This window comes from Actinoplanes sp. NPDC019969, from assembly GCF_055562375.1.
Genome location: NZ_JBVHFK010000005.1, coordinates 122775 through 148151, shown reverse-complemented (window position 1 = coordinate 148151; position 25377 = coordinate 122775). Strand labels below are relative to the sequence as shown.

The 25377-nt window shown below is 70.9% G+C and carries 27 protein-coding genes; 21 read left to right on the top strand and 6 right to left on the bottom strand.

Annotation, left to right across the window (positions count from 1 at the left end):
- Positions 1–49: 49 nt before the first annotated feature.
- From ACZ3II_RS16760 to ACZ3II_RS16725, 8 genes are all read left to right on the top strand, one after another.
- A complete protein-coding gene (locus ACZ3II_RS16760) occupies positions 50–1180 on the top strand; it encodes a hypothetical protein (RefSeq protein ID WP_465518546.1) in 1131 nt (376 codons plus the stop codon).
- Between the two features lie 4 nt (positions 1181–1184).
- A complete protein-coding gene (locus ACZ3II_RS16755) occupies positions 1185–1952 on the top strand; it encodes an SDR family oxidoreductase (protein ID WP_465518545.1) in 768 nt (255 codons plus the stop codon).
- Positions 1949–3070 carry a sulfotransferase family protein gene (locus ACZ3II_RS16750; RefSeq protein ID WP_465518544.1) on the top strand — a complete coding sequence of 374 codons (1122 nt, stop codon included), beginning with the start codon at positions 1949–1951 and terminating at the stop codon, positions 3068–3070. Before ACZ3II_RS16755 ends, ACZ3II_RS16750 begins: the two co-directional genes overlap by 4 nt.
- A gap of 23 nt (positions 3071–3093) precedes the next feature.
- The gene (locus ACZ3II_RS16745; protein WP_465518543.1) at positions 3094–3894 is read left to right on the top strand and encodes a hypothetical protein; all 801 of its coding nucleotides are present in this window, start codon (positions 3094–3096) and stop codon (positions 3892–3894) included.
- 218 nt (positions 3895–4112) lie between these two features.
- Entirely contained in the window at positions 4113–5093 is a 981-nt protein-coding gene (locus ACZ3II_RS16740; protein WP_465518542.1) for a polysaccharide deacetylase family protein, read from the top strand.
- A gap of 116 nt (positions 5094–5209) precedes the next feature.
- Positions 5210–5461, top strand: coding sequence for a hypothetical protein (locus ACZ3II_RS16735; protein WP_465518541.1), 252 nt, complete (start codon positions 5210–5212; stop codon positions 5459–5461).
- A 35-nt stretch (positions 5462–5496) separates the two neighbouring features.
- Positions 5497–5718 carry a hypothetical protein gene (locus ACZ3II_RS16730; protein WP_465518540.1) on the top strand — a complete coding sequence of 74 codons (222 nt, stop codon included), beginning with the start codon at positions 5497–5499 and terminating at the stop codon, positions 5716–5718.
- 56 nt (positions 5719–5774) lie between these two features.
- Complete coding sequence (locus tag ACZ3II_RS16725; RefSeq protein WP_465518539.1) at positions 5775–7661, top strand: ABC transporter ATP-binding protein; 1887 nt, start codon at positions 5775–5777, stop codon at positions 7659–7661.
- Here the strand turns inward: ACZ3II_RS16725 and ACZ3II_RS16720 are convergent.
- On the bottom strand, positions 7624–8211 hold the full coding sequence (locus ACZ3II_RS16720; protein WP_465518538.1) for a hypothetical protein: 588 nt from the start codon (positions 8209–8211) through the stop codon (positions 7624–7626). The two genes, ACZ3II_RS16725 and ACZ3II_RS16720, sit on opposite strands and share 38 nt — an antisense overlap.
- A 259-nt stretch (positions 8212–8470) precedes the next feature.
- On the opposite strand from ACZ3II_RS16720, the gene ACZ3II_RS16715 reads away from it, so the two are divergent.
- The 4 genes from ACZ3II_RS16715 (at position 8471) to ACZ3II_RS16700 (ending at position 10578) form a co-directional block, all read left to right on the top strand.
- Positions 8471–8674, top strand: a complete 204-nt coding sequence (locus ACZ3II_RS16715; protein ID WP_043525583.1) for a cold-shock protein — start codon at positions 8471–8473, stop codon at positions 8672–8674.
- A gap of 136 nt (positions 8675–8810) precedes the next feature.
- Entirely contained in the window at positions 8811–9386 is a 576-nt protein-coding gene (locus ACZ3II_RS16710) for a TIGR03086 family metal-binding protein (RefSeq protein ID WP_465518537.1), read from the top strand.
- Positions 9387–9408: 22 nt separating this feature from the next.
- On the top strand, positions 9409–9990 hold the full coding sequence (locus ACZ3II_RS16705; protein ID WP_465518536.1) for a cadmium resistance transporter: 582 nt from the start codon (positions 9409–9411) through the stop codon (positions 9988–9990).
- A 75-nt stretch (positions 9991–10065) separates the two neighbouring features.
- Positions 10066–10578 (top strand): hypothetical protein, encoded by a 513-nt coding sequence (locus ACZ3II_RS16700; RefSeq protein ID WP_465518535.1) that lies wholly within the window; start codon positions 10066–10068, stop codon positions 10576–10578.
- Positions 10579–10600: 22 nt separating this feature from the next.
- Here the strand turns inward: ACZ3II_RS16700 and ACZ3II_RS16695 are convergent, their stop codons facing one another.
- Complete coding sequence (locus tag ACZ3II_RS16695; RefSeq protein ID WP_465518534.1) at positions 10601–11683, bottom strand: NAD(P)H-dependent flavin oxidoreductase; 1083 nt, start codon at positions 11681–11683, stop codon at positions 10601–10603.
- Positions 11673–13256 carry an acyl-CoA synthetase gene (locus tag ACZ3II_RS16690; RefSeq protein ID WP_465518533.1) on the bottom strand — a complete coding sequence of 528 codons (1584 nt, stop codon included), beginning with the start codon at positions 13254–13256 and terminating at the stop codon, positions 11673–11675. Before ACZ3II_RS16690 ends, ACZ3II_RS16695 begins: the two co-directional genes overlap by 11 nt.
- Positions 13257–13319: 63 nt before the next feature.
- Between ACZ3II_RS16690 and ACZ3II_RS16685 the strand changes: the two genes are divergently transcribed.
- Positions 13320–14099, top strand: a complete 780-nt coding sequence (locus ACZ3II_RS16685) for a crotonase/enoyl-CoA hydratase family protein (protein ID WP_465518532.1) — start codon at positions 13320–13322, stop codon at positions 14097–14099.
- A 273-nt stretch (positions 14100–14372) separates the two neighbouring features.
- Here the strand turns inward: ACZ3II_RS16685 and ACZ3II_RS16680 are convergent, their stop codons facing one another.
- The gene (locus tag ACZ3II_RS16680; protein ID WP_465518531.1) at positions 14373–15920 is read right to left on the bottom strand and encodes an acyl-CoA synthetase; all 1548 of its coding nucleotides are present in this window, start codon (positions 15918–15920) and stop codon (positions 14373–14375) included.
- A gap of 90 nt (positions 15921–16010) precedes the next feature.
- Here ACZ3II_RS16680 and ACZ3II_RS16675 point away from each other — a divergent pair, with 90 nt between their 5' ends.
- The 7 genes from ACZ3II_RS16675 to ACZ3II_RS16645 all read left to right on the top strand — a co-directional run bounded on the left by ACZ3II_RS16675 (position 16011) and on the right by ACZ3II_RS16645 (position 23641).
- Positions 16011–17027 carry a Zn-ribbon domain-containing OB-fold protein gene (locus ACZ3II_RS16675; RefSeq protein ID WP_465518530.1) on the top strand — a complete coding sequence of 339 codons (1017 nt, stop codon included), beginning with the start codon at positions 16011–16013 and terminating at the stop codon, positions 17025–17027.
- On the top strand, positions 17024–17962 hold the full coding sequence (locus tag ACZ3II_RS16670; RefSeq protein WP_465518529.1) for a lipid-transfer protein: 939 nt from the start codon (positions 17024–17026) through the stop codon (positions 17960–17962). Before ACZ3II_RS16675 ends, ACZ3II_RS16670 begins: the two co-directional genes overlap by 4 nt.
- On the top strand, positions 17959–19110 hold the full coding sequence (locus ACZ3II_RS16665) for a thiolase domain-containing protein (protein ID WP_465518528.1): 1152 nt from the start codon (positions 17959–17961) through the stop codon (positions 19108–19110). The genes ACZ3II_RS16670 and ACZ3II_RS16665 overlap by 4 nt, the downstream gene beginning before the upstream one ends.
- Entirely contained in the window at positions 19107–20696 is a 1590-nt protein-coding gene (locus tag ACZ3II_RS16660) for a GMC family oxidoreductase N-terminal domain-containing protein (RefSeq protein ID WP_465518527.1), read from the top strand. Before ACZ3II_RS16665 ends, ACZ3II_RS16660 begins: the two co-directional genes overlap by 4 nt.
- A gap of 147 nt (positions 20697–20843) precedes the next feature.
- A complete protein-coding gene (locus ACZ3II_RS16655; protein ID WP_465518526.1) occupies positions 20844–22625 on the top strand; it encodes a cellulose-binding protein in 1782 nt (593 codons plus the stop codon).
- A 154-nt stretch (positions 22626–22779) separates the two neighbouring features.
- Entirely contained in the window at positions 22780–23208 is a 429-nt protein-coding gene (locus ACZ3II_RS16650; protein WP_465518525.1) for a helix-turn-helix domain-containing protein, read from the top strand.
- A 163-nt stretch (positions 23209–23371) separates the two neighbouring features.
- Entirely contained in the window at positions 23372–23641 is a 270-nt protein-coding gene (locus ACZ3II_RS16645; RefSeq protein WP_465518524.1) for a zinc ribbon domain-containing protein, read from the top strand.
- Between the two features lie 13 nt (positions 23642–23654).
- On the opposite strand, the gene ACZ3II_RS16640 is transcribed toward ACZ3II_RS16645, so the two are convergent.
- Positions 23655–24212, bottom strand: coding sequence for a hypothetical protein (locus tag ACZ3II_RS16640; RefSeq protein WP_465518523.1), 558 nt, complete (start codon positions 24210–24212; stop codon positions 23655–23657).
- A 122-nt stretch (positions 24213–24334) separates the two neighbouring features.
- Between ACZ3II_RS16640 and ACZ3II_RS16635 the strand changes: the two genes are divergently transcribed.
- Positions 24335–24850 (top strand): hypothetical protein, encoded by a 516-nt coding sequence (locus ACZ3II_RS16635; RefSeq protein ID WP_465518522.1) that lies wholly within the window; start codon positions 24335–24337, stop codon positions 24848–24850.
- Positions 24851–24853: 3 nt separating this feature from the next.
- Here the strand turns inward: ACZ3II_RS16635 and ACZ3II_RS16630 are convergent, their stop codons facing one another.
- On the bottom strand, positions 24854–25375 hold the full coding sequence (locus ACZ3II_RS16630) for a hypothetical protein (protein ID WP_465518521.1): 522 nt from the start codon (positions 25373–25375) through the stop codon (positions 24854–24856).
- Positions 25376–25377: the final 2 nt, after the last annotated feature.

Below are 25377 nucleotides of genomic sequence, written 5' to 3'. Positions count from 1 at the left end.
CGTCAAGGCGACATTGACCCGAAACTAGAACGAGTTCTATCGTCGAGGGGTGCTGACGAAGCCGTTCGCGGACGCGATCCAAGAGGCCGAGAAGATCATCACCACGGCCCCGCACGTGCGGGACGACCAGGACCTCGCCGAGGGCTACGACTACCTGGCCGGCAGCATCCGCGCGTCGGTGCAGATGGCGTGGGCGTACCAGAAGGAATTCCCCTATTTCGTACGCTCCACCGGCCCCTACACCAAGATGGGCCTGGACAACCCGGACACCCTGTACTTCCACGCGTGGCTGCGCGACGACGCCGAGTACCTGGTCACCGGCGTGCGTGGCAGCACCGTGGACCTGAGCTTCCAGATCCTCGACGGCGACTACTCGCCGATCGCGGTGCCGGGCAGCCTGGCCGCCTTCGACGACCGGGAGATCGTGCCCGAGCCCGACGGGTCGTTCCGGATCTGGTTCGGGCCGGGCCTCAAGGGCGCCGGGATGCTGGTGGTCCGCGAGGTCTTCAGCGACTGGGCGAACGAGCGGCCCGGGATGCTGCGCATCCAGCGTGCGGACCGGATCGGTGCGGCCCCACCGCCGCCCACGCTGGATGCGCTGACCAGGCGGTACGGGGTCGCCGGCAAGATCCTGATCAGCCGGCTGCGGACGTTCCTCGCCTTCGCCGAGCGGTTCTACCTGCACCTGCCGGTCAACACGCTGACCCCGCCACGGTCCACCCCGGGCGGGCTGACCACCCAGTTCTCCTCGGTGGGCCACTACGACCTGGACGACGACCAGGCCATGATCGTCACCGTCCCGGCCAGTGACGCGCCGTACCAGGGAATCCAGCTGGGCAGCATGTGGTACGTGTCGCTGGACTACGTCAACCACCAGACCAGCCTCACCCGTGATCAGGCGAAAATCGACCCCGACGGCATGATCCGGTACGTGATCAGCGAACGGAACCCGGGCGCCGCGAACTGGCTGGAACGCACCGGCCACCGCCGGGGTTACGTGCAGTTGCGCTGGCAGCGGCTGTCCCGGGAGCTGACCGAGGCGGACGGGCCGGCGGTCGACATCGTGGCCGTCGGCGACCTGCCGAAACACCTGCCGTTCCACACCCCGGTCGGCCCGGCCGCGTGGCGGGAACGGATCGCCGCCCGGCAGGCCGCCTGCGCGGCCCGGATGCTGGGCTGAGCCGGTGCTTCTCGACGGCGACGTGGTGCTGGTGGCGGGGGTCGGGCCGGGGCTCGGCGCGGCGGTCGCGCAGCGGGCCGCCGGTCAGGGCGCGTCACTGGTGCTGGCCGCCCGCACCGCGGCCACGCTGGACGAGGTGGTGAAGTCGGTCGAGGGCCGGGCCATCGCCGTGCCCACCGACCTGAGCGACGACGGCGCGCTGCGCCGGCTGATCGACGTGGCGCTCGCCGAGTTCGGGCGGATCGACGTGCTGGTGCACAACGCGTTCACGATGCCGCCGATGCGCAGTCTCGGCCGGGTCGACCTGGACGAGCTCCGGACCGGGCTGGACGACAACGTCGTCACGGCGCTGCGGGTGGTCCGGGCGGCCACCCCGGCGCTGATCGAGTCGCGGGGCGCGATCGTGATGGTCAACTCGGCGGTGCTGCGGCACTCGCGGCGGCCGTTCGGGCCGTACCGGCTGGCGAAGGCGGCCCTGCTCGCCGCCGCCCAGAACCTCGCGAGCGAACTCGGCCCGCAAGGGGTCCGGGTCAACTCGGTGGCGCCCGGCTGGATCTGGGCGGATCAGTTGCGGGGCTGGTTCGAGTTCCAGGCGGCGCGGCGGGGCGTGCCGGCCCGGCAGATCTACGACGAGGTGGCGGCGACCATCGACCTGCGGCGGCTGCCGGAGCCGGACGAGGTGGCCGACGCGATCGTGTTCCTGGCCTCGGACCTGGCGCGCGGCATCACCGGGGCGTGCCTGGACGTGAACTGCGGGGAGTTCCACCATTGACGACCAGTGCGCGCACCGATGTCGGGACCGTGGACGACCTGCACGCGTCGGCGAGCAGGCTGACCGGGCTGGACGACTTCGGGGGCGGTGACGATCACGCCGAAGGGCTGCGGGTGCTGCTCCGGGCGTACGCCGAAGAAGCGGCCCTGACCCCCGCCGGCAGCAAGCAGACCCGCGGCCTGTTGCGCGGCGCCCTGGTCTCGCGCCTGCTCGCGGAGGCGGCGTGGCGGCAGTACCCGGAGCATGCCCGCGTCACGATCGAACGGCCGGTGTTCGTCACCGGCCTGCCGCGCACCGGCACCACCGCCCTGCACCGGCTGCTCACCGCCGACCCGGCGCATCAGGGGCCGGAGCTGTGGCTCACCGAGGTGCCGCAGCCACGGCCGCCGCGCGCGGAGTGGGAGAGCCATCCGGTGTTCGTGGCGCTGCGGGAGGCGTACCGCGCGGCCGGGCTGGACGGGGTGCACCCCATGCGGCCGGACCGGGTCGAGGAGTGCTGGCGGCTGCTGTGCCAGTCGATGACGTCGGTGTCGTTCGAGTGCACGGCGTACATTCCGGGCTATTCGGCGTGGCTGGACGCGCGGGACTGGACGCCCGCGTACGCCCGGCACCGCCGCAACCTGCGCCTGATCGGCCTGCACGACCAGGGCCGCCGCTGGGTTCTGAAGAACCCGAGCCACCTGTTCGCCCTGGACGCGCTGTTCGCGACGTACCCGGACGCGACCGTGATCCAGACGCACCGGGACCCGCGGACCGTGATCGCCTCGGTGTGCAGCCTGAACGAGCGCGCGTCGGCCGGCTGGTCCACGGTGTTCACCGGGCCGACACTGGGCCGGGCGCAGCTGTCGCTGTGGTCGCGGGGGCTGCGCCGCTTCCGAGCCGCGCGGGCCCGGCACGATCCGGACCGGTTCATCGACGTGCGGCACGCGGACCTCGTCGCGGATCCGCTGGGCACGATCGAGATGATCTACGACCGGCTGGGCGCGCGGTGGTCCCCCGGCGCACGGTCCGCTGTCGCCGAGGCGATCCTGCGGGGTACGCCCACGCCCGGCCACACCTACGACCCGGCGGCGTACGGCCTGACGCCCGCCCTGGTGAGCGACGCCTTCGGCGAGTGACAACCGTGGCTACGGTGGGTCCCATGTGGATCAGATCAATCGCTGCCCGGCCGGCCGCCTCGGCCGGCCTCGCGGTGGCCCTTGCCGCCGCCTTCGTGCTCGCACCGGCCCCGATCGCCGGCGCCCGGCCGCAGGGCGGGTTCGCCGGCGAGGCCGGCATCGCCGCGGCGCTGCGGACCGCGTTCGGCGAGTACTGGCGCTCCGGCTCGTCCCCGCGGATGCAGAGCCTTGTCGACTACTGGCTGCGGTACCACCTGGTCAAGGCGGTGACGGCCGCGCTGCTGCTGGTCGTGCTCGTCCCGCTCACCGTCCGGTTGTGGACGGCGTTCGCGCGCGGCCGGGTCTCGCCCGGCCGTGCCGCCGGTTACGCGGCCGGCGGTGTCGTGGCGACGTTGCTGGCCGTGTTCTCCCTGGCCCTGGTGATGGCGAACGTGCAGGGCGCGGTGACACCGTTCTCCTCGCTGCTGCCCTTCCTGATGGGCGGGCCGGACAGCGCGGTGATGGAACAGGTCCGGCAAGGGCTGGCGAGCGGCTCGTCCTCGCCGGTGCTGGCCGGCATGGTCGGCGACTTCGCGCGTTACCACCTGGCGCTGGCAGTGCTGGCCGGTCTCGCGGCCCTCGGGCTCGCCGCGGTGAGCATGACGCTGTGGCGCCGGTTCGCCGGGACCGCGCCGGCGGACCGGCGGGTCCGGCGGGTGCTGGCATCGGCCGGGGTCTTCACCGTGTCGCTGACGGTGTTCGTGGCCGTGATCGCGGCGGCGAACACGACGACCGCGATGAACCCGGAGCCCGCTCTGCTGGCCTTCTTCCAGGGTGGTTGGTAGCTCTCGTAAGTTTCGGAAGCAACCCCCGTAAACTCTCGGGCTATTCCTTGGCGATTCCCCCTTGACCTGCGGCAGTCGTAGGTTTCAATTCCGGAATGTTTCCGGAAGTTGTTGACACTGAGGCGTGGCGCATCCAATACTCGCTGGCAGCAAGGATCGCTCCCCATCGATCCCAAGCCCGGATTCCCCGCCGGGCTCCCCCAGGAGGTCGCAGCGCCATGCCACAGCACCCCACCCGCATCGGATCCGTCGTTCTCACCGCCGCCACCCTGGTCACCGCCGGCCTGGCCGCCGTCGCGGTCGGCAGCGCACCCGCGCAAGCCGCCGTCTGCAACGGCTACGTCGGGCTCACCTTCGACGACGGCCCGCAAGCCGGCAGCACGCCGAACCTGCTGGCCGCCCTGCGCAACAACGGGCTGCGGGCCACCATGTTCAACCAGGGGCAGTACGCCGCCGCCAACCCCGCCCTGGTCCGCGCCCAGGTCGACGCCGGGATGTGGGTGGCCAACCACAGCTACACCCACCCGCACCTGACCCAGCTCAGCCAGAGCGCCATGGACTCCGAGGTCGCCCGGACCCAGACCGCCATCGCGAACGCCGGCGGCGGCACCCCGAAACTGTTCCGCCCGCCGTACGGGGAGACCAACGCGACACTGCGCGCGGTCGAGCAGAAGTACGGCCTGACCGAGATCCTCTGGGACGTCGACAGCCAGGACTGGAACAACGCCTCCACCGACGCCATCGTGGCCGCCGCCGGCCGGCTCACCAACGGCCAGGTCATCCTGATGCACGACTGGCCGGCCAACACGATCGCCGCGATCCCGCGGATCGCCCAGGGCCTCGCCGCCCGCGGCCTGTGCTCCGGCATGATCTCGCCGTCCACCGGCCGGGCCGTGGCGCCCGGCGGCGGCACCACCACCCCGCCGCCCACCGGGACCTGCACGGCGACCCTGTCCGCCGGGCAGTCGTGGGGCGACCGCTACAACCTCAACGTCGCCGTCACCGGCTCGAACAACTGGACCGTGACGCTGAACCTGCCGTCCCCCGCACGGGTCATCAACACCTGGAACACCACGGCGTCCTGGCCGAGCGCCCAGCAGATGGTCGCCAGGCCCAACGGCAGCGGCAACACGTTCGGCCTGACCGTCCAGGCCAACGGCAACTGGAACTGGCCCTCGGCCTCCTGCGCCGCAGCCTGACGCCGCCATCCGACCCTGAACCCCGTTCCCCACCAGGCGCGGCGGCCGTCCCCACGGCCGCCGCGCCGCCTCGCGCGGGCCCCGGCGACGTGCGCAGACATGGCAAGCTCATCGATATGACACCCGATCAGCACCAGGTCCGCGCCCAGGAGCTCACCGCCGAGGCCGAGCAGGCCTACGCCGACATCCGCCTGCAGGTGGAGGCCGGCGACGAGATCGACGAGCCGGTGTGGCGCTACCTCGACACCACGATCCAGCTCGGCCAGCTGCACGCCACGCTGGCGCTGCGCCCCACCGCGGCCGGGTACGGCGACAGCACGGCCGCCGTCGACTACGGCGACGGGGACCCCACCTTCGACCGCCGCTGACAGCCGCCCGGCCGGGGCGTGCCATGGTGATCACCATGACGCCTGACGAACACGCGGACCGTGCCGCTGAACTGGTCGCCGAAGCCGAACGGCTCTACCAGATCTGCCTCGTCGACTATCAGACGAACATCAACGAGGACGATCATTCGGAGGAGCCGTACGTGCCCGGCGCCGACCTGGCGATGCTCACCGCCACCACCCAGCTCGCCCAGGTCCACGCCACCCTGGCCCTGCGCGAGGCCCCGGCCGAGGCGTAGATCCGACCGTGTCATCGGCTTGACCTGCACCCGGCTTCAAGTGGTGAGGTCGGGACATGAGCATGGAATACGCCGCATGGAACTCGATGCACCACATCGTCAACCAGCAGCAGGACCGACGGCCGTTCTCGAAGGCGACGCTGCGGCGAATACTCGCGCTGGCCCGGCCACACCGGCGGCTGCTCGCCGGGTTCCTGGTGCTCAGCGTGGTGACGGCGGTCCTCGCGGTGGCCACGCCGGTGATCGCCGGGCTGGTCGTCGACGCCATCGTGGAGGGCCGCGAGGAACGGCTCGTGATCATGCTGGCGGTGGGGATCGCGGTGATCTCGCTGACCGAGGCCGGCCTGGGGCTGGTGCAGCGGTCGCTGTCCGCCCGGATCGGTGAGGGACTGATCCTCGACCTGCGGACCCGGGTGTTCGACCACGTGCAGCGGATGCCCGTCGCGTTCTTCACCCGGACCCGGACCGGCGCCCTGGTCAGCCGGCTCAACAACGACGTGATCGGGGCGCAGCGGGCGTTCAGCGACACCCTGTCCGGGGTGGTCGGCAACCTGGTCGGGCTGGCGCTGACGCTGGTCGTGATGATCGGGATCTCCTGGCAGATCACCGTTCTCGCGTTGCTGCTGCTGCCGGTGTTCGTGCTGCCGGCGCGGCGGATGGGCGGCCGGCTGGCCGGGATGGAACGGGAGGCGGCCGAGCACAACGCGGCGATGAACACGCAGATGACCGAGCGGTTCTCGGCGCCCGGCGCGACGCTGGTCAAGCTGTACGGCGATCCGGCGTCCGAGTCGGCCGAGTTCGCGGCACGGGCCCGGCGGGTACGCGACATCGGGGTCCGTACGGCGATGGCCCAGTGGACCTTCCTGACCGCGCTGACCTCGGTGTCGGCGGTCGCGATCGCGCTGGTGTACGGGCTGGGCGGCTTCTACGCGCTGCGCGGGCAGCTCGAGCCGGGCGCGGTGGTGGCCCTGGCGATCCTGCTGACCCGGCTGTACGCGCCGCTCACCAGCCTGGCCAGCGCCCGGGTCGAGGTGATGACCGCGCTGGTCAGCTTCGAGCGGGTGTTCGAGGTCCTCGACCTGAAACCGCTGATCGAGGAGAAGCCGGAGGCCGCGCCGGTGCCGGACGGGCCGGTGTCGGTGGAGTTCCGGGACGTCCGCTTCGCGTACCCGTCGGCCGACAAGGTGTCCCTCGCCTCCCTGGAGGAGGTGGCCACCCTGGACACCCGTGGCGGCGAGGAGGTGCTGCACGGCATCTCGTTCCGGGCCGAGCCGGGCGAGATGGTCGCGCTGGTCGGCTCGTCCGGCGCCGGCAAGTCCACGATGGCGAGTCTGCTGCCCCGGCTCTACGACACCGGATCGGGATCGGTACGCCTGGCCGGGGTGGACGTCCGGGACCTGAGCGCCGCCTCGCTGCGGCAGTCGCTCGGCATGGTCACCCAGGACGGGCACCTCTTCCACGACACGGTCCGGGCCAACCTGCTGCTGGCCCGCCCGGACGCCACCGAGGCCGAACTGTGGGACGTGCTGCGCCGGGCCCACGTCGCCGACCTGATCCGGTCACTGCCGGACAGGCTGGACACGGTGGTCGGGGAACGCGGGTACCGGCTCTCCGGCGGGGAACGGCAGCGGCTCACCATCGCCCGGCTGCTGCTGGCCCGGCCACGGGTGGTCGTGCTGGACGAGGCGACCGCGCACCTGGACTCCACCTCCGAGCAGGCGGTGCAGGCCGCGCTCGGCGAGGCGCTGAACGGCAGGACCGCGGTGGTGATCGCACACCGGCTGTCCACGGTCCGGGCCGCCGACCAGATCCTGGTGATCGAGGACGGCCGGGTGGCCGAGCGGGGCACCCACACCGAGCTGCTGGCAGCCGGCGGGCGTTACGAGGAGCTGTACCGGACGCAGTTCAACGAAGGACGGCCGCCCGCGGTAGCGCTCGGCTGAGCACCGTCTCGGCGCGGCCCCGGTCGCCGCCGCCGGTCTCCCAGCCGGCGTCGGCGACCAGCACGATCGCCGGGCCGGTCCGGGCGACGGCCACGAACGTGTGGTGGACGATCTGCTCGCCGACGTGCTCCCACGTCCGGGTCCAGCGCAGCACGATCCGGTCGGGACCGGCGGCCAGCAGACGCCACGTGCCGTCGTCGCAGGCCCGCAGCGCCCGGCGCAGCCCGCGCAGGTAGTCGCGGGCGCCGCCGGGGCGGTGCAGCGCGACGTACTCCAGAACCACCTCGGGGCCCTGGTCGACGTCGATCACCGCGGACACGGCCCGGTCGGCGACCGGCGCCGGGACGGTGAGGCCGCACGGCCGGGGCGGCCGCAGCGCGGGGAAGCTCTCGGCGTCGGCCGGGAAGGGCTGCGCCCCGCCCAGGTCGTCCGGCTGGATCATCGCCGCGTCCGGGATCCCGGCGGCGGCCGGCCCGGCGGCGGCGTAGGCGGCCGTCACCCCGGTGAACAGTGCCAGCACAGCGGCCAGGAACACGCGGAAGACGAGCATGTCACCTCCAACGACCGAGCCTCTGATTTCGACCCTACGCCCGGGTACGCCGGTTTCGGCGCACACTTCGCCGAATCGTGTGTTACGTTGGGCGCGTTGCAGTTTTGATTTCCAGAAAACTCAGAATTCACCGACGCGACGCCTGATGGGCATCCGAGCCCTCGGGCGTTTTTCGTCGGTTCCCGTTCTCGAGGGTGATCAACGCGGCAACGCGGAGTTCCGCGCGGTGCGGCGCTCCACAGCTGTCAAGGAGAAAATCATGGCCACCGGTACCGTGAAGTGGTTCAACAGCGACAAGGGCTTCGGCTTCATCACCCAGGACAGCGGCGGCCCCGACGTGTTCGCGCACTTCTCGGCCATCGCGACGTCCGGTTTCCGCACCCTCGAGGAGAACCAGCGCGTGGAGTTCGAGGTCTCCCAGGGCCAGAAGGGCCCGCAGGCGGAGAACATCCGCACGATCTGACGCCCTCCCCGGGCCTGCGGTAAAACGGAAAGTGTGTGCGATTCATGAATCGCGCACACTTTTTCTTTTCCCGGCGCGGCCATATAGTTTAAACTTCCGGGTTGAAACTGGTCCGATACCGGAAAGGATGCCATCGATGCCGCTGGTCGACCTGCCTCCCGCGCAGCGCCACCATCAGATCGCCGCCGACTTCACCGCCCGTGTGGAGGGCGCGAAGGACTGGGACGCCCCCTCGCCCGTGCCCGGCTGGACCGCCCGTGACGTGGTGCGGCACCTGGTCGAGTGGCTGCCGGGTTTCCTCTCCGCCGGCGCCGCCGTCACGCTGCCGGCCGGTCCCGGCGCCGGCGCGGATCCCGTCCAGGCCTGGCACGTCCAGCGCGCCGCCGTCCAGGAGCTGCTGGACGACCCGGCGACCGCCGGCCGGACGTTCACCAACCCGCACATCGGCGATCTGCCGCTGGACCAGGCGATCGACCGCTTCTACACCACCGACGTGTTCATGCACACGTGGGACCTGGCCCGCGCCACCGGCCAGGACGCCACCCTCGACGCCGGACTGTGCGCGTCGATCATGGAGGGGATGGCGCCGATGGACGAGATGATGCGCGCCTCCGGGCAGTTCGGCCCGGCCGTCCCGGTGGACGCCGCAGCGGACCCGCAGACCCGGATGATCGGCTTCATCGGCCGCGACCCACACTGGACGCCGCACTGACAACGGCGGCACGGCGGGGGTCATGGGTCCAGCAGTCATCGGCCAGGCGATCGGCCTGTTCGCCGTCACCAACGTCGACGACCTCCTGATCCTCGCGCTGTTCTTCGCCCAGGGCGCCGGCCGGCGGCACACCACCCGCGACATCGCCGCCGGCCAGTACCTCGGCTTCTCCGGCATCCTGGCCGTCGCCGTGGCCGCCGCGTTCGGCGCCACGTTCCTGCCCGCCGCGGTCCTGCCCTGGCTGGGCCTGCTGCCGCTGGCCCTGGGCGTCAAGGCCGGCGTCCGGTCCTGGCGGCGCCGCCACGACGACGATGACGACGACACGCCCACCGGCGGCCCGACGATCCCCGGCGTCGCCGCCGTCACCTTCGCCAACGGCGGCGACAACATCGGCGTCTACGTCCCGGTCTTCGCCACCGCGGGCACCGCCGCCACCCTCACCTACGCCACCGTCTTCCTGCTCCTGGTCGGCGTGTGGGTCGCGGCCGGCCGGTTCCTCGCCACCCGCCCGCTGATCGCCCGGGCGCTGAGCCGCTGGGGCCACATCCTGCTCCCCGCCGTCCTGATCACCCTCGGCCTGCTCATCCTCGCGGAGGGCTTCTGACGGCCGCTTGTTGAGGGGAGCGAGGGCGGATGGACTTCGATATGCTCGCCGGGTTCGGCGAATCGGGGGATTCGAGTGCCTGACGAAGCGGTGCGCGAGAAGCCGGCCGGACGCCGGCGGCGGGGCCTGGCCGGTGGGGTGGCGCTGGCCGCCGCTGCCGTGACCGGGTTCGTCGTGGTGGACGCCGACGATCCGCCGGATGCCCGGGCCGAGGCGTCGCTGGACACCCCGGAGCGGCGGCAGCGGCTGGTCGACGAGCTGCTGGACCGGCGGGCCGCGGCGTTCAGCGCCGGCGACGAGACGGCCTGGCTGGCCGACGTCGACCCGGGGCACCCGGAGATCGTGGCGTACGAGCGGTCCCGCTTCCGCAATCTCCAGGGTCTGCGGCCCGGTTTCTTCCGGCTGTTCCCGGGCGGCGGCTATCTCGGCGACGGCCAGATGGAGCCGGCTCGCGGGCACGTCTACGTGCGGCAGATGATGCGCCTGCCCGGTGACTCCGACGGCGTCGTCAACATCCACACCTGGAGCATCACCTTCCGCGACGGCGAGGTCGTGGTCACCGGCATCCGGGCGTTCCAGCGCCCCTGACGGCGTACCACGAAGGGGTCTGTCACAGCAGCTTGGGCAGCCTGCCGAGAGTCTCGTCGGCTTCGGTGACCAGGGCGGACATCACCTCCGCGACCGGGCGGACCGCGTTCATGCGGCCGACGATCTGACCCACCGGCATCGGTACGACACTCGGGTCCCCGGACGCCATCAGCCGCTCGTGCGCCTCCGCCACCAGCAGGTTCTGCAGTGGCATCGGCAGCGGCCGGGGCGCCTCGTCGTCCGTCCACGCCTCGGTCCAGCGGTTGCGCAGCAGCCGCGCCGGTTTGCCGGAGTAGATGCGGCTGCGGACCGTGTCGCTCGACGACGCCCGCAACAGCGCCTCCCGCAACGCCGGGCCGCTCTGGTACTCGCTGGTGCCGAGCCACACCGAACCCATCCACACGCCACGGGCGCCGAGGGCGAGCGCCGCCGCGATCTGCCGGCCGCTGCCGATGCCGCCGGCTGCCAGAACCGGCACCTCGACCGCGTCGACCACCTCGGGGATCAGCACCATCCCGGCGATCTCCCCGGTGTGCCCGCCCGCCTCGTAGCCCTGCGCGACCACGATGTCGACACCGGCCGCGGCATGGCTGCGGGCGTGGTCGGCCCGTCCGGCCAGCGCCGCTACCAGCAGGTTCCGGTCATGGGCCCGGGCGATCACGTCGGGCGGCGGCGGGCCGAGGGCGTTGGCGATCAACCGGATCGGGTGGTGGAGCGCCACCTCGACGTGGCTGCGGGCGACCGAGTGCAGCCAGCCGAGCACGCCGGGCCGCGGGTCGCCGGACAGCGGCGGCACGCCGAGGCGGAGCAGGGTCCGGTCGACGAACTCGCGGTGGCCGTCCGGGATCAGCTCGCCGAGGTCCGCCGGGACGCCTTCGGCGGGGCGGGTGCTGGGCATGACCACGTCGACGCCGTACGGGCGCCCCCCGGTGGCCTTGTCCAGCCAGGTCAGGACCGCGTCGAGTTCGCCGGCGTCGTTGAACCGCACGCAGCCGAGCACGCCGAGCCCGCCGGCCCGGCTGATCGCGGCGACGACGTGCTCGGACGGGCTGAACCCGACGATCGGCACGTCGATGCCGAGCAGGTCGCAGAGGTCAGTTCGCATCGTGCTCCCTCGTCCACGCGTGGGCCCAGCGGTAGTCGGCCTTGCCGCTGATGGTGCGCTGGATGCTGTCGACCAGCCAGATCGCGCGGGGCGCCTTGTACCCGGCGATCCGCTGCCGGACCAGCGTGTCGAGCCCGTCCAGGTCGGGTTTCGCACCGTCGCGGAGTTGCACGAGCGCGACCACCTTCTGGCCGAGCAGGTCGTCCGGAACGCCGATGACCAGGGCGTCGAACACGTCCGGATGCGACTTGAGCGCGCCTTCGACCTCTTCCGGGAAGACCTTCTCGCCGCCGGTGTTGACGCACGTGTTGCCCCGGCCGAGCAGGGTGATCGTGCCGTCGTCCTCGATCCGGGCCAGATCACCGGGTACGGCGTAGCGGACCCCGTCGACCTCGGTGAGCAGCTGGGCCGTCTTGACCGGATCCTTGTAGTAGCCGAGCGGCACGTGACCGCCCCGGGCCAGCCTGCCGATCACCCCCGGCGGGGCCTTCCTGCCGTACTCGTCGATGACGATGGTGCCCGGGCCTGGCATGACCCGGGGGCCGTCGACGGCGCCGCCCGCCACGTCGGCGACCACGCCGAGGCCGGTGAACCCGGTCTCGGACGCCCCGATGGCGTCGGTGACCATGACGTCCGGGAGTGCCTGCAGGTACTGCCGCTTCACCGACGGGGAGAACAGCGCGGCGCTCGACGAGATCGCGACGAGGGACGATCCGTCGTGGCTGCCGGCCAGGTACGCCTCGATGATCGGCCGGGCCATCGCGTCACCGATCAGCACGATCACGTTGACCTTGCGGCGTTCGACGGTGCGCCACACCTCCTCGGCGTCGAAGTGCGGCAGGAACACCACGGTGTCGCCGGTGAACAGGGCGGCGAGGGCGGCCCACTGCGCGTTGCCGTGGATCAGCGGGGCCAGGCAGAGCCGGGTCATCGGGGGCATCTCGGCGCCGCGCCGGCTCTGCGCCCACTCGTCGTCCAGGGGGATGCCGGTCATGAAGTCGATGCCGCCGCCGAGGACCCGCCAGACGTCCTCGTGCCGCCAGATCACGCCTTTGGGGTAGCCGGTGGTGCCGCCGGTGTAGAGCAGATAGAGGTCTTCCCCCGACCGTTCCCCGAAGTCTCGTTTCTCGTCTCCCGCGGCAAGGGCGTCCGCATAGCTGATGTCTGGTATGGCGGACATATCGCCGTCCGGAAGCGCGATGATCGCTCGCATCTCCTGCGCCACGGCCTTGACGCGCGGGGCGAACCCACGGTCGTGGATCAGCGCCTCCAGGGAGGCGTCCTGGAACAGATACTGCAACTCGTTCTCGACGTATCGATAGTTGACGTTGACGACCACGGCACGGAGCTTGTACACGGCGACCATGGCGACCAGCGCCTCGATCGAATTGCCCGCGTAGAGCCCGACGTGGGCGCCCTTGCCCACTCCTCGACTTCGCAGGAAATGGGCCAAACGGTTGGCGGTCTCCTCCAGCTCGGCGTAGGTGATCTCACGCTCGCCGCAGGCCACCGCGACGCGATCGGAGAAGGCGTCGACCGCGTGCTCGAACAGGTCCGCAATATTGGCCGCCATCAACGCAAAGTAGAACCTGTTATCGTTCCGGCACAAGCCTTGTGCACGGAGAGGGGAAACCGGGTGGACGCTCTCGTCGAGCAGCGCGGACCGATCCTGATCGTCACGATGAACCGGCCGCACGTCCGCAACGCGCTCTCCCCCGAGATGCTCGCGGTGATGCGCGACGCCTGGGACCGGGCCGACACCGACCCCGAGATCCGCGTCGCGATCCTCACCGGCGCGGGCGGCGCGTTCTGCGCCGGCGCCGACCTGCGCGCGATGACCGGCGACCACCCCGGCGACGGCTTCCGCAACGGCGGCGCCGACCTGTCCCGCATCGACGCGCTGCTCAAGGGCCGCCGCCTGACGAAACCGCTGATCGCCGCCGTCGAGGGCCCGGCCGTCGCCGGCGGCACCGAGATCCTGCAGGCCACCGACGTGCGGGTCGCCGGGGAGAGCGCCCGGTTCGGCGTGTCCGAGGCGCGCTGGGGCCTGTTCCCGCTCGGTGGCTCCGCGGTCCGGCTCCCCCGCCAGCTCCCCTACACCGTCGCCGCGGATCTGCTGCTCACCGGCCGGCACCTGACCGCCGGCGAGGCCCGTGACATCGGCCTGATCGGCCACGTCGTCCCGGACGGCCAGGCCCTTCCCCGAGCCCTCGAGATCGCGTCGACGATCGCCGCCAACGGGCCCCTCGCCGTTCAGGCCATCCTGCGTACCATCCGCGAGACCGAGGGCCTCCCCGAGAACGACGCCTTCGCCATCGAGTCCCGCATCGGCATGCGGGTCTTCACGTCCGACGACGCGAAAGAGGGTCCCCGGGCCTTCATCGAAAAGCGGAAACCCGAGTTCAAGGGCATCTGACTTCGGTACGCCGTACGCCGCCCCGCCCGGCGTCCCCCGTCCCTGCTCCCCCGGCGGGAGGTAGCAGCAACACCGGACCGCAGCCCGGCCCCGGGCCGAATGCGACGGTCACCGCTACCCCCACTTTGCCAGCCGTCGCCCACACCGGCCACCCGACCCCCACAACCCGCCTCAGCGACGGCTCGCGCCCTCCCCCACCCGCCAGCCGTCGCCCACACCGGTCACCCGGCACCCGAAAGCCGCCTGAGCGACGGCTCGCGCTCTGTCGGCTTTTCAGATGGCGCGGTCGCGGCCGGACCAGTAAGGGGTGCGGAGGTGGCGTTTGTAGAGCTTGCCGTTCGGGTCGCGGGGCAGTTCGGTGACGTAGTCGACGGTGCGGGGCAGCTTGAACCGGGCGAGCCTGCCGCCCAGGAACGCCAGGAGCTCGGTGGTCAGGGCGGGGCCGGGAGTCACGCCGGGCACGGGCTGGACGACGGCCTTGATCTCCTCGCCCCACTCGTCGTGCGGGATGCCGAAGACGGCAGCGTCCGCGACGGCGGGATGGACGGCGAGCTCGTTCTCGATCTCGGCGGGGTAGACGTTCACGCCACCGGTGATGATCACGTCGCTGGCCCGGTCGCACAGGTAGAGGTACCCGTCGTCGTCGAGGTAGCCGATGTCGCCGACGGTGAACATCCGGTCCCGCCAGGAGGCGCGGGTCTTCTCGGCGTCACCGTGGTACTCGAAGGTGGCCTCGCCCATCTGCAGGTACACCGTTCCGGGCTCGCCGGGCGGACGGTCCTTGCCGTCGTCGTCGAGCACCCGCACCCGCGACCCGGGCCACGCCTTGCCGACGGAGCCGGGGCGGGCCCGCCATTCGGTCGCGGTGATCAGGGTGCCGCCGCCCTCGGAGGCGGCGTAGTACTCGATGACGACCGGCCCGAACCAGTCGAGCATCTTCTGCTTCACCGGCTGCGGGCACGGCGCCGCGCCGTGGATCATCGCGCGCATCGAGGACACGTCGACCTGGGTGCGGAACGACGACGGCAGCGCGAGCAGCCGGCGGAACTGGGTGGGGACCATGTGGCTGTGGGTGACCCGGTGCCGTTCGACCAGGCGCAGGAACTCCTCGGCGTCCCAGTGCTCCATCACCACGACCGGGTGGCCGAACTGGAGCGAGATGACCGCGAAGTTCATCACCGCCGTGTGGTAGAGCGGCGAGCAGCACAGATGCACGTGGTCGTCGAACGGCTGGAGCCCGAACATGCCGAAGAACCAGAGCGAGACGGGCGGCACGTCGTCGGGGTCGAGGCCGAGCAGCGGGCGGCGTACCCCTTTGGGGCGGCCGGAGGTGCCGGACGTGTAGACCATGAGCGCGCCGAGCGTACGCGGGAAGGGTCGTCCTGATCCGGGCAGACCGAGCGCGGCCAGCGACCGGAAGCCGGGGATGTCGCCCGCCGCGTAGCGGCTCTCGGCCGGAAGGCCGGCGTCGTCGGCGGCGGCGCGGGCCGTGTCGCCGAACCGGGCGTGCGCGACGAACGCGCGGGCGCCGCTGTCGCGCAGGATGTAGCCGAGTTCGGCGGCGGTGAGGTGCCAGTTCAGGGGTACGACGTGCAGCCCGATCTGGGCGGCGGCGAAATAGGCGGTGAGGATGTCGGCGCCGTTCGGCAGCAGCAGCGCGATCGTGTCGCCGGCGCTGAGCCCGGCAGCCCGCAGGCCGCGCCCGATCCGGTCGGCCTCGGCGGCCAGGTCGCCGTAGGTGAGGGTGCGGCCGCCGGGCTCGACGACCGCCGTGAGCTGCGGCCGATGTGCCGCGATGCTCCACATCCCGATCCCGGTCATGTCGCGACTCTATAACTCGTTCCATCAATGTAAAAGCCGTCGCTGCCGCGTTCTTGCCCGGCAAAGTTGGAACATGTTTCACTCATCGTCGTGGATACCCTCGCGGCGCCGCTCACCATCGCGTTCGACTACACGCGCTCGCTCGGGCCGGTGCTCGGCCGGTTCATGGCGGGGCTGCGCGACCGCCGGGTGCTGGGCGGGCGGACCTCGGACGGGCGGGTGCACGTGCCGCCGCTGGAGTACGACCCGGTCACCCACGAGCCGGTCACCGACCTGGTCGAGGTCTCCCCCTCCGGAACCGTGATCAGCTGGACCTGGACCGACCGGCCCCTCGAGGGACAGCCGCTGGACCGGCCGTTCGGGTGGGCGCTGATCCGGCTCGACGGGGCGGACACCCCGCTGCTGCACGCGGTGGACGCGGGTTCGCCCGATGAGATGTCGACCGGGATGCGGGTACGGGTCCGGTGGGCCGCCGACCGGACCGGGCACATCCGCGACATCGCGTGCTTCGCGCCCGACCCCGAGCAGCGTGTTGAGTTGGGGCGCGATGGACGGCCGAACTCAACACGCGGGGAGGGTGTGGATTTGGGGCGTCATGGACGGCCGAACTCAACACGCGGGGCGGGCGAGCCGGTGACGGTGATGACGACGCCGATCAGGTTGCACTACCGGCATACGACGTCGGCCGAGGAGGACCGGTACCTGCGGGCGCTCGCCGACGGGCGGATCGTCGGGCAGCGGTGCCCGGCCTGCCGGAAGGTGTACGTGCCGCCGCGCGTCTGCCCCGCCGACGGGGTCGCGCCGGACGAAGTGGTCGAGGTCGCCGATCGGGGGACGGTCACGACGTTCTGCGTGGTCAACGTGCCGTTCGCGGGACAGCGGCTGACCCCGCCGTACGTGGTCGCGCAGGTGCTCCTGGACGGCGCGGACATCCCGGTGCCGCATCTGATCCTCGGGGTTCCGGCGGACGAGGTACGGATGGGCCTGCGGGTCGCGGCCGTGTGGCGGGACCGGGCCGGCTGGGGGACGACACCGGAGAACATCGACCACTTCGAGCCGAGCGGGGAGCCGGACGCCGCCTACGAGATCTTCGCGGAGCACCTGTGAACGGGGACGGGGTCGCGGTCATCGGGTTCGCGCAGGCCGGCGGGGTGGTCACGACCAGCGCGGTGGAGACGTTGGTGCCGGTCTTCGAGGAGGCGCTGGGGCGGGCCGGGCTCGGCCGGCGCGACATCGACTTCTGGTGCTCGGGGTCGTCGGACTATCTGGCCGGGCGGGCGTTCTCGTTCGTCAGCGCGGTGGACGCGATCGGGGCGGTGCCGCCGATCGCCGAGTCGCATGTGGAGATGGACGCGGCGTGGGCGCTGTACGAGGCGTACCTCAAGATCGTTTCGGGAGAGGCGAGGACCGCGCTGGTGTACGGGTTCGGCAAGGGCACCGCCGGCGACCTGAACCGGGTGCTGTCCCTGCAGATGGACCCGTACACGGTCGCGCCGCTGTGGCCGGATGCGATCAGTGTCGCCGCGCTGCAGGCCCGGCTCGGACTGGACGCCGGGCTGTTCACCGAGCCGGAGATGGCGGCGGTGGCGGCGGAGCGGGGCGCGTCGGAGGACCCGTACCTCTCCATGCCCTTGCGCAAGCGGGACGTCGCGCACGTCGCGGACGGGGCCGCGGCAGTCGTCCTCGCCGCGGGTGACCGGATCGCCGGGCGGCGCGCCGCCTTCATCGACCGCATCGACCATCGCGTCGAGGCGCAGGGCTTCGGCGAGCTGCCCGACATGCCGGTCGAGGCGGTGGACGTGGCCGCGCTGCACGCCCCGTTCACCCACCAGGAGCTGCTGTTACGCCGGGCTTTCGGGCTCGGGGACGGGGTCCGGTACGTGCCGTTCACCGAGAACCCGATGTTCGCGGCGGGACTGTCCCGGATCGGCGTCGCGGCGGAAGAGGTGATGGCGGGACGGGCGACGAGGGCGCTCGGGCACGCGACGAGCGGGCCGTTGCTGCAGCAGAACCTGATCTGCGTGCTGGGAGGGGCTCGATGAGACGGGCGGCGGTGCTCGGGACCGGGCAGACGGATCACCGGACGCGGCGTACGGACGTGTCGATGGCCGGGTTGTGCCGGGAGGCGATCGATCGGGCGCTCGCCGACGCGGGCACCGGCTGGGAGCAGATCGACGCGGTGGTGCTCGGGAAGGCGCCGGACCTGTTCGAGGGTGTGATGATGCCGGAGCTGTTCCTGGCACAGTCCCTCGGGGCGGCCGGGAAACCGCTGCTCAGGGTGCACACCGCCGGTTCGGTGGGCGGGGCCACGGCGATCGTGGCGACCAGCCTGATCCGGGCCGGCGTGCATCGGCGGGTGCTCGCGGTGGCGTTCGAGAAGCAGTCGGAGTCGAACGCGATGTGGGCGCTGTCGATCCAGCCACCGTTCAGCGCGCCGATCACGGCGGGGGCGGGCGGGTACTTCGCGCCGCACATCCGGTCGTACATCCGGCGGTCGGGGGCGCCGCCGCACGTCGGGGCGCTGGTGGCCGTCAAGGATCGGCGGAACGGGGCGCTGAATCCGCACGCTCACCTGCGGCAGCCGGACATCACCGTGGAGTCGGTGCAGGCGTCGGCGATGTTGTGGGATCCGATCCGGTACGACGAGACGTGCCCCTCGTCGGACGGGGCCTGTGCCGTGGTGATCGGCGACTCCGACACGGCCGAGTCCGCCTCCCGGGAAGTCGCGTGGATCAAGGCGACGGCGATGCGGACAGAACCAACGTTCTACTCCGGCAAGGATCACGTCAATCCGCGCGCGGGGGCCGCCGCGGCGGCTGCCCTGTGGGATCTGGCCGGCATCAAGAACCCGCTCGACGAGATCGACGTCGCGGAACTCTACGTGCCGTTCTCCTGGTTCGAGCCGATGTGGCTGGAGAACGTCGGATTCGTCGGGCAGGGCCAGGGCTGGAAGCTCGTGGAGGCCGGGGAGACCCGGATCGGCGGGATGCTGCCGGTGAACCCGTCGGGTGGCGTGCTCTGCTCGAACCCGATCGGCGCCTCCGGGCTGCTGCGGTTCGCCGAATCCGCCATGCAGGTCATGGGCCGTGCCGGAGAACACCAGGTGGCGGGCGCTGCCACGGCGCTCGGTCACGCGTACGGGGGCGGATCCCAGTTCTTCTCCATGTGGGTGGTCGGGAGGACCCCGTGAAACGTCGTACCCTGCTGGCTTCAGCTCTTCTTCCGGCGCTGCCTCTGCCACGGTTGCAGGCCCGCTCGGCCATCGTCATCGGCAGTGGGTTCGGTGGGGCCGTCGCGGCCTGCCGCCTCGCCCAGGCCGGGATGTCGGTGACCGTTGTCGAACGCGGTCGCCGCTGGGATCTCGACGGCTCCGGGAACACCTTCTGCACGATCAGCGATCCGGACTGGCGGTGCGCCTGGTTCGCCGATCATCCGCCGCTCGGACTCGACGTCAGCAGGACCATCACCCGGGGCGCGGGCCTGATCCAGAAGCACGCCGGTGACGGCATCCAGGTGATGTGCGGGGCCGGTGTCGGTGGCGGTTCCCTGGTCATCGGCATGTTCATGCCGCAGCCGCGGCGGGCCGACTGGGAGCGGGTCTACCAGCTCCCGTACTCCGATTTCGAGGACGTCTACTGGCCGCGCGCCCGCAAGAATCTGGGCGCCGCGACGATTCCGGCGGACATTCAGAACCACGCGTCGTACGTGGGGGCCCGCGCCTGGCTGGCCTACCTCGCGGAGTTCGGCCGTACGCCCGTACCCGTGGAGTTCGGGGTGGACTGGAACGTCATCCGCGACGAGCTGGCCGGTCGCGCGCCGGCCTGCCACACCATCGGCGAGGGGCCGTTCGGCAGCAACTCCGGCGCGAAGAACAGCGTCGACCGCAACTACCTGAAGTGGGCGCAGTCCGCCGGCGCCCGGGTGCTGCCGCTGCACGAGGTGACCGAACTCCGGGAGGTGTCCGGGTCGTCGACGTTCGAGGTGGCGTGCCGGCAGATCGACGAGCGCGGCGCGGTGCTGTCCACCCCGGTCCTCACCGCCGACTACGTGTTCCTGGCGGCCGGATCGTTGGGCAGCACGTCGCTGCTGCTCACCTCACGCGCCCGGGGCCGGCTGCCCCGGCTGGTCAGCACCGAGGTCGGCAAGGGCTGGGGCAACAACGGGGACTTCCTGATCGCGCGGCTCAACCTGCGCCGGACGGTCGGGCACGCGCAGGGCGGGCCGGGGAACGTGCGGTTCCACGACGACTCGAACCCGTACGCGAAGGCGTCGATGGCGTGGGAGTCCGCGCCGATCCCGTCGTGGCTGCCGCAGTCCAGCGCGCACCTGATCACGAGCCTGGCGCCGGAGCGGGGCGAGATCCGGTACGACGCGGCGACCGGGACCGGAAAGGTTCACTGGCCGTACGCGGAGATGGAGACGTCGTCGGACAAGGCCGGGCGGGACCTGGCGTCGCGGCTGTGGTGGGCGACCGAGGGGTCGAAGGGGTCGCTGCTGACCGGGCTGCCGACGTACGACCGGAACACCGGGATGGGTCTGGGCTCGCGGAACACGTACCACCCGCTCGGGGGTCTGGTGATGGGCCGGGCCACCGACTTCGGCGGGAGGGTCGCGGGGTACGACAACCTGTTCTGTGTGGACGGCGCGCTGCTCCCGGGGTCGGCGGCGCTGGCCAATCCGGCGCTGACGATCACCGCGAACGCCGAGCGCTGCATGGACCTGTTCCTCGCCTCTGCAACAAACCTGCAAATGGATTCCGTTGACTCGAACAGATGAACGGTGGCAGATTCCAAACCGGAATAAGTTCCCCGTGGCAGTCCGCCGGACCATCCCCAACGCTGCATTGCACCGCGTTTCGCAAATGCGAACCGTGGTCGGTGCATCGTGTCCGGCGGATCCATTCCGACAAGGAGTCATCCCCCGATGTCATCCCCCTCCCGTGGCCGCACGCTGCGCCGATCATTCGCCGCCGCCGGCCTCTCCGGCCTGGTGGCGGCCGGTCTCTTCGTCTCGATCGGCACCGCCGAAGCGGCCACCCTGTTCTCGTCCGACTTCGAATCCGGCAGCACCAGCGGGTGGTCGAAATCGGGCGGCACCTGGTCGGTCGTGAGTGACGGCTCGCAGGTTCTGCAGCAGTCCGACAGTTCGAACTCGCGGGCCCGGCAGTTCGCCGGAACGACGTCGTGGACGAACTACTCGGTGCAGGCGAAAGTCAAGGCGACAGCGTTCAGCTCCACCTCCGGCGTGGTGTCGCTGACGGCCCGCGCGGCCGGCGCCACCAAGATGTACCGGCTGTCGCTGACCGGCTCCAACAAGGTTCAGCTGGAGACGATGAACGGCAGCGCCGTCACCGTGCTGGGCAGTCTCAGCCAGGCCATCTCGGCGAGCACGTTCTACACGCTGCGGCTCACCGTCAGCGGGACGACGATCAGCGGCTCGGTCAACGGGACCAGCGTCGGGTCGGCCAGCGACAGCACGATCGCCGCGGGCCGGATCGGGCTGCTCACCGAGTACGCGGCCGGGCGCTTCGACGACATCGTGGTGGACGACGGAGTAACGACACCCCCGAGTAGTTCCTCCCCCACCCCTTCGACGTCGACCAGTGTTCCACCTCCCACCGCGAACGCCCTCTATGTCGCTCCTGGCGGCACCGACAGCGCGGCCGGAACCATCACTGCGCCCACGACGCTGACCTCGGCGATCAGCCGGATCGCGGCAGGCGGGACGATCTACCTGCGCGGCGGCACGTACGCCTACTCCTCCACGGTGACCGTCCCGGCCGGGAACAACGGCGCCTCCGGATCGCTGAAGACCATCTCGGCGTACCCCGGTGAGAAGCCCGTCCTGAACTTCTCGGCGCAGGCCGAGGACCCGGCCGCCCGCGGCCTGGCGGTCAACGGCAACTTCTGGAAGGTGTACGGGATCGTCGTCGAACGGGCCGGCGACAACGGCATCTTCGTCGGCGGCAGCAACAACGTCATCGAACGGACCGTCACCCGGTTCAACCGCGACACCGGCCTGCAGCTGTCCCGGATCCTGTCGACCACCCCGCAGTCGCAGTGGCCGGCCAACAACCTGATCCTCAGCGCCGAATCGCACGACAACGCCGACTCCGACGGTGAGGACGCCGACGGGTTCGCCGCCAAACTGACCGTCGGGGCCGGGAACGTGTTCCGGTACGCGGTGTCGCACCACAACATCGACGACGGCTGGGACCTGTACACCAAGACCGACACCGGCCCGATCGGCGTGGTCACCATCGAGGACTCGCTCGCTTACAACAACGGCACGCTCAGCGACGGCTCGCAGGCCGGCAACGGCGACCGCAACGGCTTCAAGCTGGGCGGCGAGGACATCCCGGTGAACCACATCGTCAAGCGGACGATCGCGTTCCGCAACGGCAAGCACGGGTTCACGTACAACAGCAACCCGGGCAGCCTGACGATCTCCAACAACCTGAGCGTCGACAACGCGGAGCGCAACTACAACTTCGACGCCGGCACCTCGGTGTTCCGCAACAACACCTCCTGCCGTACGTCCAGCGGCACCAACGACCGCATCATCGGCAACTCCGACACCAGCAACCAGTTCTGGTCGGGCACGAACGGCTCCCGCTGCTCGGCCTACACCGGGGCGCTGGCCTGGTCGTACTCCGCCGACGGCCGTCTCGTCACCACCATCGGCGGGGTGACGGTCTCCCTCTGACCGGTTCTGCACAAGCCGCCCGTCTGCCGATCATGGCAGGCGGGCGGCCGCTATCGTCCCGGGAAAGCCGGTCAGGGATAGCCAGTTCGCCGTCAAGGCGAACGTCTGCCACAGACCGTCCGCAAGATTCGTTCCAAACAGGTGTGCTAAACATGTGAGCCGCTTCCGCCCCACTCCGCAGCAGGCCGGCCTGCTGAACCGGACGTTCGGGTGTGTGCGCAAGGTCTACAACCCGGCCCTGGAGGCCCGCACCACCGCCTGGTACCAGCGGCAGCAACGGGTCAACTACAACGCCACCAGCGCCCTGCTGACCGGGTGGAAGAAGTCCGAGGAGCTGGCGTTCCTCAACGAGGTCTCCGCGGTGCCGCTGCAGCAGCGCCGGCGGCATCTGCAGGGCGCGTTCGCGGCGTTCTGGGAGAAGCGGGCCAGGTACCCGCGGTTCAAGTCCAAGCACAAGTCCCGCGCCCAACGCGCGCTGGCCCGCAAGGACAAGGGTTCGGCGAACCGGGCCAAGGCCCGGCTCAAGGTCGCCCGCGTCCACGCCCGGATCACCGACCGCCGCCGGGTCACCTGCACAAGCTGACCACTCGACTCGTTCGTGAGAACCAAACGATCGTGATCGAGGACCTGACCGTGCGCAACATGGTCAAGAACCACACCCTGGCCCGCGCCGTCTCCGACGCGGCCTGGACCACCTTCGCGAGTTCCTGACCTACAAGGCCGGCTGGTACGGCCGGGACCTGATCGTGATCGACCGCTGGTACCCGTCGTCGAAGGTCTGCTCGGCCTGCGGGCACCTCACCGAGAAGATGCCGCTGAACGTCCGCAAGTGGGCCTGCCCCTGCGGGGCTGTCCACGACCGCGACGTCAACGCGGCGCGCAACATCTTGGCCGCCGGGCCGGCGGTTGCTGCCTGTGGAGCCGGTGTCAGACCTCAACGGGGCAATCTCCGTTCGGGGCAGCAGGCTGTGAAGCAGGAAACCCGACGGGCGACCGCCGGAATCCCCGTCCCTTGAGGGCAGGGAGAAGTCAACTGAGCCAGCGCTCGAACTCGTCGTTCTGATGGGGGTCGGCGGCCCCGAGCGCGTAGTTGTGCAGGTGGTGCAGGCTCCGGAAGGTGATCGGATCGTCGATGGCCTCGGGATCGTCCTCGGCCCACGGCTGGACCAGGTCGAAGACGTCGTCGGTGCTGAGCCGGCCGGCGCGCAGGCCACGCCACCACTGCGCCACGTCCGAACGCGACGGCGGTCTCACCGGGATGTACGCCGTGCCGCTCTGGGGGTCCCAGATGGTCAGGCCGTACTCGGCGGCCAGCCCGCGGATCATCTCCAGCGCCGGGTCGCTCCGGGCGCCGAAGGCCAGCAGCATGGACACGTGGTCGATGCCGACGTCCAACGGCGTACTCATCCAGGGGTTGTCGTCGGCGAAGGCCTCCGGGCCGTGATCCGGGAACCGCGCCCGCAACCGCTCGTAGAAGCCGGCGATCCGCGGGTCGATCTCGCCCTCGACATGGTTCGCCGCCTGACAGCGCTCGACCATCGCGGCGGCGTCGCCCTCGGCCGCCAGCACCCACAGCCCGTAACTCACCGGGTGATCCTCCCGTATCCGTTCCCTCGCCCGAGGGAGAACGTTCCCTCCGCGCGGGGAGGTTCGCCGCGCCGCCGCCGGACAGGCTGGTCCTGTCCACGAACGACCATGGAGGAACGGCGATGCGAACAGCGATCATGGCAGTGCTGACGGCCGGCGCGGTGCTGGCGGGAACCGCGGCCCCGGCGAGCGCCGAACAGTCGAAGCCGCGCCCGACGGAGCCGAGTCTGGTCGGTTCGGGCAAGACGTACCGGCCCGAGGGCGACGACGTCCGGTTCACGTTCGACGCGCACGGGCTGGGTCCGGACGCCCGCGGCACGTTCCGGGTCAGCCACTACCTCGGCGCGGAGGGCGGCTGGTTCGCCGGCGACATCGACTGCCTGATCGTCGGCGGCAGGACCGCGGTGGTCACCGGGGTCATCACGGCGAGCAGCTTCCCCGAATTCGTCGGCGTACGCCGTGGCATGACCGTTCTCGACGACGGCCGCAAGGACCGTGTCGGCTACAGCTGGGTTCTTGACCCGGGCAGCACCGAGTCGGTGCCGAAATGCCTGAGCGCCGCCCCCTTCGAGTGGGTCGAGTCCGGCGACTTCAAGGCCGTCGAGTGGCTGCCGATCCCGGGCCCGCGCAAGCGCTGACAGTCAGAACGGGTTCCAGTTCCGGGACCAGCGCCCGTTGTCGTCAAGGGCGTAGTAGGTATCGCCTTCCGCTGGGCCCTCCAACTCGGCCCAGCGGAGGGGCGCCTCAGGGGAGCCGATGCTCAAGACCGTGGTCTCGGCGTTCTGAGCCGTGGTCAGCATCAGGTGGCCGCTGTAGACATGACCGGGCTTCGAGATCGCGGCGAACGTGATGACCGCTTCCTTCCGATCGCCGAGGGAGACGGTGCCCGGCGGCATGGGCCGCTCGTCGGTGAACCCCATCATCTCGTCCACGTCAGAAAGGGTGGCCTTGAGCTTCTGCGTGTCGAGATCGATATGGAAGTTCTGGGTCAGGCCGCCTCCACCCCACTGGCACTTGATCCAGGTGCCCTTGTCAGGGGTGACCGGATCCCTGCCGGTGACGACCGTCGCCGCGCGTCGAAGCGAGACGAGATCGGGGTCGCCGGACGTGAGTACGACTGCTTTGTGGATGTCGGTGAAATAGATCCCGGCGGTGGACCGCAATC